Consider the following 10,703-nt stretch of genomic DNA (forward strand, 5'->3'; position numbering starts at 1 on the left):
TCTCGCAAGGTTAGGTCCGGTGGTGCGGGGATGGCAACTTTTTCCTCCGGCGGTCTCGCTCCCGAGCCTGTTCACCGGTTGCCGGAAGGGCGGTTTCCCGGCTTCCGCTTGCGCGCGATCGCGGTCTTTCGCGATGAACCGGAACGGCCGTTTTCTCCTTCGCGTCCAAGCACGTTTTCCGCGTCACGGTGGCCGGGAAAAGGGCCGTTTCAGGTACTGGCGCCCGCCGCCTTTTCGAGGTGTTCGATGAGCACGCGGACGGCGTCCACGCGGAGCATGTCCGGCCAGCATTCGACCTCGATCTGGCGCTGCGGCCAACCCCGCAGCGACCGCGGCACGACCCTGCTGTCGCGGTGCGCGGTGAGCGCCAAGTTCGGTACCAGCGCGACGCCGAACCCGTGCGCGACGAGGGACTGCATCGTGACGTAGTCGTCGGCGACGTGCATGACGCGCGGGGTGAACCCGAACGGCGCCGCCGCGGCGTCGAGCATCCCGTGGAACTTGGGACTGGCGACGATCCAGGTCTCGCCGGGCAGCTCCTCGATCCCGAGTTCGTGCCTGCCCGCGGCCGGATGGTCGGCGGGCAGGATCAGGTGCACGTCGTCGACGGTGATGGGCAGCCGGGTGAGACTGTTGTTGTCGACGACCGTCTCGTCGGTCCGAGGCTGTCCGAAGTGGTAGGTGAGTGCGAGATCGACCTCGCCACGCTGCACGAACTCGTGGGCCTGTGGCAGCTCCGCCTGCACGAGTTCGATGTGGACTCCGGGATGGCCGTGGCGCATGGACACCATCGCCGACGGGACCAGCGACGCGCAACTGCTGGGGAAGGCGGCGAGCCGGACGGTGCCCGTGGGCACCCCGGCCAGCGCCGCCAGGTCGTTCTCCGCGCCGCGGACCGCGGCGAGGATGCGGTCGGCGTGGGCGAGCAGCAGCTCCCCGGCGGCCGTCAGCCGCATACTGCGGCCCTTGCGCACCGCCAGTGTGCTCCCGGCGGACCGTTCCAGGCTGTGCATCTGGTAGGTGATCGCGGGCTGGGTGTAACCGAGTTCGCGAGCGGCGGCGGAATAGGAACCAGTGCGCGCGACCACCTGCAGCAACCTCAACTGTCCGGGATCCAGCATACCCAACTATAAAAGAATTCTGGCGGAAGACAACAGGATCTCTATTTGCCTTTTCCGGCTGTGGTTCCCTAGGTTCCTCGCATGTCAGTCCAGCCGTTGGTGAGTGTGCGTAGCGCCCGGAAAAGTTATGGCGCCGTCGACGCACTGTGCGATATCGACCTCGACGTGTCCCGCGGCGAGGTCGTTGTCGTCGTCGGCGCTTCGGGATCCGGCAAGTCGACCCTGTGCCGCTGTGTCAATCGGCTCGAGACGATCGACTCCGGCGCCATTCTGATCGACGGCGTCGAAGTGCCGACGGAAGGCCGCAAGCTCGCGCGGCTGCGTGCCGACGTCGGCATGGTCTTCCAGTCTTTCAATCTCTTCGCGCACAAGACGGTGCTCGAGAACGTGACGCTCGGGCCCGTCCGGGTCCGGGGTTTGCGCCGGGAAGACGCCCGGCGCGAAGCGCTGGAACTGCTCGAGCGGGTCGGGGTCGAGCACAAGGAGTCCGCGTACCCGGCCGAACTCTCCGGCGGCCAGCAGCAGCGTGTCGCGATCGCGAGGGCGCTGGCCATGCGGCCGAAGGTGCTGCTCTTCGACGAACCGACCTCGGCGCTCGACCCGGAGATGATCAAAGAAGTACTCGACGTCATGACCGGTCTCGCGGGCGAAGGCATGACGATGGTTGTCGTCACGCACGAGATGGGCTTCGCGCGCCGCGCCGCCGATCGCGTCGTGTTCATGGACGCCGGGCGGATCGTCGAGTCCGGCGCGCCCGGCGAGTTCTTCGAGCGGCCCGCCACCGAACGTGCCAGGGCCTTCCTGTCCAAGATCCTGACCCACTGATCCGGCGTGCCCGGACCGACCAAGGAGTGATGATGTCCTCTACCCAGCTCCGCAGAGGCGGGAAACGCGGCTGGACCGTCGTGGCGGCGGCCATCACCCTGCTCGGGGCGGCCGCCGGTTGCGGGGATTCCCCGAACGCGCCCGCGTTGCCCGGCGCTTCCGGCGGTGAAGGTTACGACGCGCTGATCCAGAGCGCACCCGTCGCGCCCACGTCCCTGGTCGACGCGAGCCCGTGGGCGTCGAAGATCCGCGCTCAGGGGAACTTGCGCGTCGGCGGCACCGACGCCGGGCCGCTGTTCTCGATCAAGAGTCTCGACAACGGCGAGCTGACCGGATTCGACGCCGGGCTTTCGCAGATGCTCGCGCGCTACATCACCGGCAAGTCCGCGGTGAAGGACCTGACGACGCTCACCATCACGACCGTCGACACCCGCGAGGCGCTGCTGCAGAACTCCTCCATCGACGCGGTCTTCGCCACGTACACGATCACCCCGCCCCGTGCGGCCAAGGTCGACTTCGCCGGTCCGTACTACGAGTCGGGCGACGCGATCATGACGAAGAAGGACAACACCTCGATCAACTCCGTCGCCGACCTCAACGGCAAGACGGTGGTCACCGAAGCCGACTCGACCGCGGCGCTCGAGATCAAGAAGTTCGCGCCCAACGCGAACCTCCTGCTGTTCCAGCACGACCCCGAATGCGTCGCCGCCGTCCAGCAGGGCCGCGCTGACGCCTATGTCCTGGATCAGGGAATCCTGGTCAGCGACGCCAGCAGCAACCCGGCGGTCAAGGTCGTCGGGCAGCCGTTCACCCACGAGCCCTACGGCATCGGCCTGCCGAAGCAGGATCCCAGCGCGAAACAGTTCGTCAACGCGTGGCTGCAGACGATGTTCACCAGTGGTCAGTGGGCGAAGCTGTGGAAGGCGACCTTGGGCACGGTCGTGCAGGGCGCGACCCCGGAGCCGCCGAAAATCGGCTCCGTCCCCGGATCGTGAGGGGCGCGTCCGGTGAACGTCGTTCTCAGCCATCTCACTGATCTGCTCGCCGGGTTCGGCGTGACCCTGCAACTGACCGCCATCGGCTTCCTCGGCGCGCTGGTTCTGGGCACGGTGCTCGCGGTGTGCCGGGTGGTGCCGATCGCGCCGCTGCGCGTGCTCGGCACGGTCTACGTCGAGTTCTTCCGCAACATCCCGCTGCTGTCGTTGCTGATCCTCGTGGTGTTCGGCCTGCCCGACGTCGGGGTGACGTACTCGTTGTTCACCTCCGCCGCGCTGTGCCTCGTCCTGTCGGGCGCGTCCTTCGCGTGCGAAGCGATCCGCGGCGGGATCAACTCCGTCCCGATCGGGCAGGCCGAGGCCGCCAGGGCGATCGGCCTGACCTTCCGCCAGTCGCTGGGTTCGGTGATCCTGCCGCAGGCGTTGCGGACCATGGTGCAGCCGCTGACGAACGTCTTCATCGGCGTCGCGCTGAGTTCGTCGCTGGCGGCCGCGATCGGCGTCGCCGAACTGACGAACCGGACACAGCAGTTGACCCTGCGCTACGCCGAAGCCGTGCTGTTCTTCCTCGCCTCGGGCGCGTTCTACGTCGTGCTGGCGCTCGCCGGCGCCGGAGCGGGCGGCTGGCTCGAACGTAAGGTGGCGATCAAGCGATGACCGCGGACCGGGTGCTGTTCGACGCGCCGGGGCCACGGGCCCGTCGCCGGATCCGGGTCTTCACCGTCGTTTCGGTGCTGCTCTTCGTGCTGCTCGTCGCGGTCGCGCTCCGGCAGTTCGGGCAGCACGGCCAGCTCGCGGCCGACCGGTGGACGCCGTTCACGCAGACGTCGTACCTGAAATTCCTGTGGCAGGGTCTGGAAGGCACGCTGGCGGCGACCGCGATGAGCGCGCTGCTCGCGTTTCCGGCCGGTGCGCTGCTCGCGCTGCTGCGGCTTTCGCTGAGCAGGCCGGTGCGCTGGCTGGCGACCGCGTACATCGAACTGTTCCGCAGCGTGCCGCTGCTGTTGCTGCTCTACGCGTTCCTGCTGGCGTTGCCCGGCTACGGGGTGAACCTGCCGATCTTCTGGAAGCTCGTCGTGCCGATCGTGATGGTCAACGCGGCGGTGCTCGCGGAGATCTTCCGTGCCGGTGTGCTCGGCCTCGACAGGGGGCAGGCCGAGGCCGCGTCGGCGATCGGGCTGCGGTACTGGCCGTCGATGCGGCTGGTCGTCCTCCCGCAGGCCGTCCGGCTGGTGCTGCCGACGCTGGTGGCCCAGCTCGTCAACCTGCTCAAGGACAGCACCCTGGGGTACATCGTGAGCTACCCGGAACTGATGAAGCAGGGCAACGACCTCACCGTCTACACGCACCTGCTGATCCAGGCCTACCTCATCATCGCCGTGCTCTACGTGATCCTGAACTTCGCGCTGTCACAACTGGCCAATCTGGTCGAACGCCGGATGCGGCGACGCCGGATCCAAGGCCGCGTGGCGCCGATCGCCGGCGCCGCGGACCCGGTCGCGCTCGACGCCCCCGTGGCCTGAACACGAAAGGTGAAAGCCCATGTGCCGACTGCTCGGCGTGGTCTCGGCGGAGCCGGCGCCACTGACGGAGATCCTCACCGACGAACTCGAACCGTTTTCCCGGCTGGCTTCGGTGCACTGCGACGGCTGGGGGCTTGCCGCCTGGACTCCTGCCGGTGATCTGGATCTGCACAGACAGACGACGGCCGCACTCGTCGAGCCCGGCCTGATCGACGTGTGCGAACGGACCACCACCGATGCCGCGCTGATGCACCTGCGCAAGGCTTCGGCCGGGATGGCGGTGTCCACCGAGAACACGCATCCCTTCTCGGCGGGCAGTATCGCGTTCGCCCACAACGGGTTCTTCCAGCTCAACCCCGAAGTGGACAAGCTGCTCGAGGGACTCAACGCCGTCCCGCCCGTCGGGGAGACCGACAGCGAGCGGTACTTCAGCCTCGTGCTCGCGCTGATGCGGACGAACGATCCGGCGTCGGCGATGTTGCGCGCCGCGACGATGATCGGTGAGCTGGCCGAGGTGGAAGCGCTGAACACGATGATGCTGACCCACCAGGCGCTGTACGCGTTCGCGTTCTACGACGAGAAGGCCGTCCCCGCCGATCCCGAAGCACACTCCTACGAGTTGCGGTTCCGCGTTTCCGAGCGCGCGGTCCTGGTCGCGTCCAGCGGCTGGGAGCAGCCGTTGCCGACGTGGGAACCGCTCGTGTCCGGCACCGTCCTGGAGATCCGCCGATCCGATCTGCGGGTGTCGATCCACCGCCTCGCCGCGTCCTGCTACCGCTGACCCTGCCCGTGGGCACCGGCATCCTCCGGTTGGGCTCAGCTGCGCCGCTTGCGCCGGAAGGCGAGCACCGACATGGTCAGCACGACTCCGGCGAACATCCCGGCCAGCAGGTTCACGAGCCAGTCGACGTGGTCGCCGCTCTTGGCCGTCTGGGCGCTGGTCTGCACGGTCTGCGGCGGGGCGGGCGGAGCCGGCTTCGCGGCCGCCGGGCCAGGACTCGGTGTTTTCGGGGTTGCGGGTTTCTGCTTCTCCGCGGCCGGGCCCTTGCCCGTGGACGTCTTCGGCGCGGGCTTCTTGGCCGTGGGCTTCTTCTTGGGAGCGGCTTTGGCGGCGGGTTTCTTGGGCGCGGGGACGGCTTTCGCGGCCGGTGCCGGAGCGGCCGTCTGGGGAACGGCGGCCGTCGCGCAGGGCGGCAGGGGAGTCGTGCACACCTGCGGGATCTCCGTGGCGGCCATGGCACAGGATCGCCGCGAGGAGTGCCGCCGGTGTACCCGCGGCTCGCAGGCCGGAGTCGCGGCGCAAGCGGTTCCCGTGACGTCGGCATCCGGCGCGGTCACCCGCGGGGTTCGCGCGAACACCGGCGCAGGCTGTTCTTCGTCCGTTTCCGCCGCTTCGCACCGGGAACGGGACGTGCCACAGACCGCGGGCGCGGCGGACTCCTCACGGGTGGTCGGCAGTACCGCGCGAAGCAAGGCACCGACGTCGATCGGCAGGGAAGGCGGCTCCGGGGCCGTCGGCCCGGTGTCCTCGGTCGTGCCGATCTCCTGGGCCGACGCCATGCCAGGGGCGACCAGCGCGGCACCCAGCCACAGCGCACCCGCCCCGGCGGCGAGACCGAGTGGCACGAGCGCGCGCCGGAGGCGCGGGTGCTGGGGGGGACGGGGGAAGGGCAGTGTTTTCCGGCATGACGGGCGCTCCTGGATCCGGCAGCTGACGGGCGGGATGCTTGCACGGGCCGGTTCCCGGCGGAGCGGGCACGCCGGAGGCCCTGGTCTGGCCAACGCCCGGCGGAGGACGGCACACCGAGCCGCGGTGGTCGCGTGCGGTGTGCGGAGCGACATCGCATCCGGCGACCGCCGAAAGAGTCGAAAACGACGATACGAGCCCGGAGCCTCACCGGTCAAGCGCCGCCGCCGATATTTCTGCTGCCGACGGGTTGCCAATTCCACCGGACCGCGCGAGGCTGATTTCACGTCACCCGGATTCAGGAGGTGTTCCATGCCGAGTGCTCGACAGATCCGGCAGCAGCTTTTGCAAGCCGAAGCGAGCCGATTGAAAGCGCGTGAGGAGGCGGTCCTGGCCGTCGTCGGCGCGGCAGGCCAGTGGCAGAAGGCGGTCGGCAAGGCAGCCGAGGCGGAGCGCAGGTTGCACGCGGTGGTCGCGGCCGCGACCCAGCACGTGAGCGCCGAGGAACTGGCCGAATTCGGTGCCCTGCCAGTGAAGGACGTCAAGAACTGGGCGAGGAGCGGGGCTTCCCTGCCGACGAACGGAGCCGCCCCGGCGAGCCCCGCCAAGCCTGTGGGAGTGGCTGTGCGGCGTCAGCCGCCACCTTCGGCCGCCAAGTCGTGACGCGGGGAACACTTGCCGAAACGCGGGTTAATTGCTATGCCTTGTCAGCGGGATAAGTCTCTAATCGGCATGCATTGCGTAGTGGTATAAGAACTATCACTTGACCTTGATCAAGTTTCTGCTGTAATTCCAGCAAAGGAATTACAGTTCGCTTCAGTGATATCGGGGTGTGCCGTGGTGAACGAAAGCGATCTCTGTTCCCTCGACGGGTGCGGTGTGCTCATCGAGCAGCCGCCCGGTGATGGACCTCGCCGCAAGTACTGCTGCGCGGAACACCGCGCGGCCGGTCGGCGGGTCCGCCGCGCCAGCCAGGCCAACCGCAAGATAGGGGCTGACGAGGTCTTCTCCCTCAGGACGGCGTTCACCGTGCCCCCGGAGCGGTTGTCCGTGCCCGACGAGGTGTCGGTCGACGACACCATGAACGCGGAGTTGCTCGAGCCGGTGGAAGACGAGCCTGTGCGCCCGAAGGCGAGCAGGCGGCGCGAGCCGGTGAAGCCGGAGAAGGTCCGACGTGTCCGGCGCGGCAAGAACGGGAAGAAGAAGGTCGCCAGCGGCAAGGGCAGGCAGGCGGCCATCGCCTTCGGCACCGTCGGCGCTCTGGTCGGCGGGGCCATCATGGTGACCAATGAAGGCGCCCTGCTGCCCTCCAGCGGCGGCAAGGTGCCCCCCGCCGGTCAGTCGAACACCCAGTCGCTCAACGCCGGACGGCCGCCACAGCCGGTGGCCGTGTCGGGCCCGGAGAACCTCGACCAGTGGGCCGACCAGCTCAAGGTGCGGCTCGCGTCCGTCCACAAGCAACTCGGCGACCTCCAGTCCGCGACCAAGCAGTACCAGGCCTCGTCGGCCAAGGCTCCCGCCAAGGCGGCGGACGACCCGGTGAAGCAGGCCCAGGCCCAGGCCCAGACGCTGCAGCAGCAGGAGATGGCCCTGGAGTCGCTGGGATCCGGGATCGACTCACTGAAGCAGACGCAGACCATGTACGACGGCGCGCAGGAAGAGAGCGCCCGGCTGAGCAAGGCCATGGATGCGCTGCCGCTGGACCAGGCTTCCCCCGCGTCGACGGCGGCGCGGGAGCAGCTCTCCTCGCAGCTCGGCGCCGTCACCAAGCGCAGGGACATGCTGAAGGGGCTGGTCGACGGCGCGCAGACCGGGATCGCCACGACGATGGCCAACCCGCCCGCCGACCTGGCCAAGACCACCGAACCCATCGTCAACTCGGTGCTCGCCCTCACCAAGCGGCAGCCGGACAAGCCCAAGCAGCCCACCGCCGGTCAGCCGCAGACCCCGGCTGTCGTGCCGCACCCGGCGAAGACCGTCCCGAAGCCGCCCACCGCGGGGACGAGCGCTCCGCCGGACCCGTCCCGCCCGGCCGCACCCGCGCCGTCCGGCGGCGTGACCCCGCCGGACGGCCAGGTGCCGGGCACGGCGGTCCTTCCCCAGCCGGGCCTGGCCGCCGACCCAGCTGCCGAGCAGAACGTCGTCTATCCCGGAGACCCACAGAACGCCGCGTACCCGGGAGTGGCGCAGGCCTACCCGGACACCCAGCTCTTCCCGCATCCGGGAGCCGCGCGGAATCCGGACGGGCTGCCTCAGACCCTTCCGGTGCCGTCGTCCGATCCGTCGGCTTCGCTCCGTCCGGCGACCGGGCCCGGCGCCTCGCCGCTCCCGCGGATCCCGGTGGCCGACGTCCCGCAGGCCGCACTCCCCGCTGTTCCCGACACCCTGGACCAGGTCGTCAGCCCCGGCCAGGCTTCCACGCCCGGCGCGCCGCAGTCCGATCTGGACCGGGTCAACGCGGTGCTGGACCAGGCCGCGGGTAACGGGGGAGCGGCCCGTCCCGCCGGTGGCGGCGTCAGCGACTCGCCGCCGTCCAAGGCGGATCAGGCGCACCAAGCCGTCGACGCGGCGATGAACGTCATCAGCGACGCGGTCCACGAAGCCGTCGCCCAGCGGCTCGGCGACAAAGGTCCGGACTCGGGGCCCGGCCAAGGCCTGCCAAGCAACGCCGCGATCGACTCCGTGCGGGACAAGGCGCACAACGCGGTGGCGCAGCAGCTCGGTGACAGCGCGGGCGCCGGGCCCGTCCAGGATCAGGCGCCGTCCGCGGACCCCACGGCCGGTTCGCTCCAGGACAAGGTGCGCGAAGCCGTTACCCAGCGGTTGACCGGCGCGGACGCTGGCAAGTCCGGGGGCCACGGTTCCGTGGTCGGCAAAGCGATCCGGCTCGCGCTGCGGGCCGCCGCGCAGCAGAACGGGTCCAGTGCGCAGGACAGCCTGCCTGCCGACGCCTCATCGGATTCCGGCGGCCTCGCTGACTCGTCCTCCACGACGGCGTCCGGCGGTCAGGGCGCCGAGGCGTCGCCGCAGCCGGCTGCCGGGTCCAGGACCGGCGGCCGCACACCGGCGGCCGCGTCGAGTTCCGGCACCAGCAAGTCGCGGCCCGGTGGGGCGGGGTCGTCGGCGGCGACACCGATGTCCAAGGGACAACGGCAGGCGGCAACCTCCGGCAGCCGTCAGTCGAAAGCAGGAGCGGACCGGCAGGCGACCACCGGCGGGTCGTCGCGGTCCGGAGCGGGCTCGGCTCCGCAGTCCGGTCGCCATTCGGCTTGAGCCCCGGACCGCGGGTGAGGGGAGGTGCCTGCCGTGGTGCGAACCGCTTTCGTGTTCCCCGGCCAGGGCGCGTACCTCCCCGGTGCGTTTTCCCTGCTCGGCGGTGGTGAGCACCGCCGGACGCTGGCGATCATCGACGAGGTGGCCGGGCGGTTCGGCAGGCCGCCGGTGTCCCCCTTGCTGCTGGGCTCGGCGCCGGGAGACGTCCAGCGGCTGCTTGGCGATCCGAACCTCTACGACCTGGCGATCTTCGCCACCTCGGTGGCGCTCGCGGAGGTGCTGACGCAGGAATTCGGCGTCTTCCCCCACGCGGTGCTCGGCCACGGCATGGGCGAACTCGCGGCGCTGACCATGGCCGGTGTCTTCTCGGTGCAGAACGGCGCCCGCGCGGTGTGCGAACGTGGCGGAGCCTTTCTGCGGCACCCCTGCCCGCCCGGCGGTCTCCTGACGATCGGCTCGTCCTTACCCGGAACCGTTCGGCTGCTGTCCTTGATCTCCCGGGGCGAACTGACCGTCGCCGCACAGAACACCTCCGAAGAGACGATCGTGTCCGGCCGGATCGGCGGCCTTGCCGAGCTGGCCGAACTCTGCCTGGCCGAAGGCGTCCGGTGCACTCGGGTGCGGGCACCCCGGCTCGAACACCACCGGCTCGCCGCGCCCGCGCAGGACGCTTTCCGGAAATCGCTGGCCATGGTTCTGATGCGGCCCCCCTCCGTGCCGATATTCCTTTCGCACGAGCAGCGGTGGTTCGGTTTGGACGACGATCCATCCTGGACGGTTTCCCGGCATTTCACGATGCCGGTGCGTTTCGCGTCGAGTATCAGGACGCTCGCCAATGCGGGGATCACCGCGATGGTCGAATGCGGGCCGGGGTCGAATCTGGTGAGGTCGATCTCCTCGATCGCCCCCGAGGTGGTGGCCGTGGCCCCGATGCGAGCGTCGACGTCGTACGTGGAAATGGGTGACGCGGTGAGCGTCCTGCCGGCCCTCCGGTGGCCACCACTGCGGTGACGGCCACCCGACCGGGTGCTCGGATGGTGACTCTCCGCAGGTCAGGGAGCTGTGACAGGGTTGCTCGAAGTACCAGTTAACCCTCGCTAAAGCGCGCTTACCAGGCTTCGGCGGGACGCCTAGTATGTCTCCTATGGGTCCGTGTGTCCTGAACAGGAAGGAAGCTTGATGTAGGTATAGCTTCGGACCTGGTGCTGTGCGGACGATGGAGGTAGGCCCTCCGGAACCTCCCTGTGGGGGGCGGTTCCAAACCGCCCACTGCTGCGTT

Annotated in this window: 10 protein-coding genes; 8 read left to right on the forward strand and 2 right to left on the reverse strand. The window is 69.3% G+C overall.

Annotated features, from left to right (window positions below):
* Positions 1–209: 209 nt before the first annotated feature.
* Complete coding sequence (locus tag QMK34_RS15110; protein ID WP_326414576.1) at positions 210–1,121, reverse strand: LysR family transcriptional regulator; 912 nt, start codon at positions 1,119–1,121, stop codon at positions 210–212.
* 96 nt (positions 1,122–1,217) lie between these two features.
* Between QMK34_RS15110 and QMK34_RS15115 the strand changes: the two genes are divergently transcribed.
* From QMK34_RS15115 to QMK34_RS15135, 5 genes are read left to right on the forward strand one after another with little or no spacing between them, the layout of a single operon-like run.
* Positions 1,218–1,946, forward strand: coding sequence for an amino acid ABC transporter ATP-binding protein (locus tag QMK34_RS15115; RefSeq protein ID WP_442785154.1), 729 nt, complete (start codon positions 1,218–1,220; stop codon positions 1,944–1,946).
* A 32-nt stretch (positions 1,947–1,978) separates the two neighbouring features.
* Entirely contained in the window at positions 1,979–2,941 is a 963-nt protein-coding gene (locus tag QMK34_RS15120; protein ID WP_326414578.1) for a glutamate ABC transporter substrate-binding protein, read from the forward strand.
* Between the two features lie 12 nt (positions 2,942–2,953).
* Entirely contained in the window at positions 2,954–3,598 is a 645-nt protein-coding gene (locus QMK34_RS15125) for an amino acid ABC transporter permease (protein WP_326414579.1), read from the forward strand.
* Complete coding sequence (locus tag QMK34_RS15130) at positions 3,595–4,464, forward strand: amino acid ABC transporter permease (protein ID WP_326414580.1); 870 nt, start codon at positions 3,595–3,597, stop codon at positions 4,462–4,464. Before QMK34_RS15125 ends, QMK34_RS15130 begins: the two co-directional genes overlap by 4 nt.
* Positions 4,465–4,483: 19 nt before the next feature.
* Positions 4,484–5,245 carry a class II glutamine amidotransferase gene (locus QMK34_RS15135; protein WP_326414582.1) on the forward strand — a complete coding sequence of 254 codons (762 nt, stop codon included), beginning with the start codon at positions 4,484–4,486 and terminating at the stop codon, positions 5,243–5,245.
* Between the two features lie 35 nt (positions 5,246–5,280).
* On the opposite strand, the gene QMK34_RS15140 is transcribed toward QMK34_RS15135, so the two are convergent.
* Complete coding sequence (locus QMK34_RS15140) at positions 5,281–6,090, reverse strand: hypothetical protein (RefSeq protein WP_326414583.1); 810 nt, start codon at positions 6,088–6,090, stop codon at positions 5,281–5,283.
* A 373-nt stretch (positions 6,091–6,463) separates the two neighbouring features.
* Here QMK34_RS15140 and QMK34_RS15145 point away from each other — a divergent pair, with 373 nt between their 5' ends.
* The 3 genes from QMK34_RS15145 (at position 6,464) to QMK34_RS15155 (ending at position 10,435) form a co-directional block, all read left to right on the forward strand.
* Positions 6,464–6,814 carry a hypothetical protein gene (locus tag QMK34_RS15145; protein WP_326414584.1) on the forward strand — a complete coding sequence of 117 codons (351 nt, stop codon included), beginning with the start codon at positions 6,464–6,466 and terminating at the stop codon, positions 6,812–6,814.
* 177 nt (positions 6,815–6,991) lie between these two features.
* Positions 6,992–9,424 carry a hypothetical protein gene (locus QMK34_RS15150; protein WP_326414585.1) on the forward strand — a complete coding sequence of 811 codons (2,433 nt, stop codon included), beginning with the start codon at positions 6,992–6,994 and terminating at the stop codon, positions 9,422–9,424.
* A 33-nt stretch (positions 9,425–9,457) separates the two neighbouring features.
* A complete protein-coding gene (locus QMK34_RS15155; RefSeq protein ID WP_326414586.1) occupies positions 9,458–10,435 on the forward strand; it encodes an acyltransferase domain-containing protein in 978 nt (325 codons plus the stop codon).
* The last annotated feature ends 268 nt before the right edge of the window (positions 10,436–10,703 follow it).

Origin of the sequence: Amycolatopsis sp. H20-H5, assembly GCF_035828755.1 — a bacterium.
Lineage (GTDB): Bacteria > Actinomycetota > Actinomycetes > Mycobacteriales > Pseudonocardiaceae > Amycolatopsis.

What these genes read in the sequence shown, in the direction of transcription:
- QMK34_RS15145 (WP_326414584.1), top strand. Translation starts at nt 6,464, where the DNA reads ATGCCGAGTGCTCGACAGATCCGGCAGCAGCTTTTGCAAGCCGAAGCG.
- QMK34_RS15110 (WP_326414576.1), bottom strand. Translation starts at nt 1,121, where the DNA reads ATGCTGGATCCCGGACAGTTGAGGTTGCTGCAGGTGGTCGCGCGCACT.
- QMK34_RS15135 (WP_326414582.1), top strand. Translation starts at nt 4,484, where the DNA reads ATGTGCCGACTGCTCGGCGTGGTCTCGGCGGAGCCGGCGCCACTGACG.
- QMK34_RS15130 (WP_326414580.1), top strand. Translation starts at nt 3,595, where the DNA reads ATGACCGCGGACCGGGTGCTGTTCGACGCGCCGGGGCCACGGGCCCGT.
- QMK34_RS15120 (WP_326414578.1), top strand. Translation starts at nt 1,979, where the DNA reads ATGTCCTCTACCCAGCTCCGCAGAGGCGGGAAACGCGGCTGGACCGTC.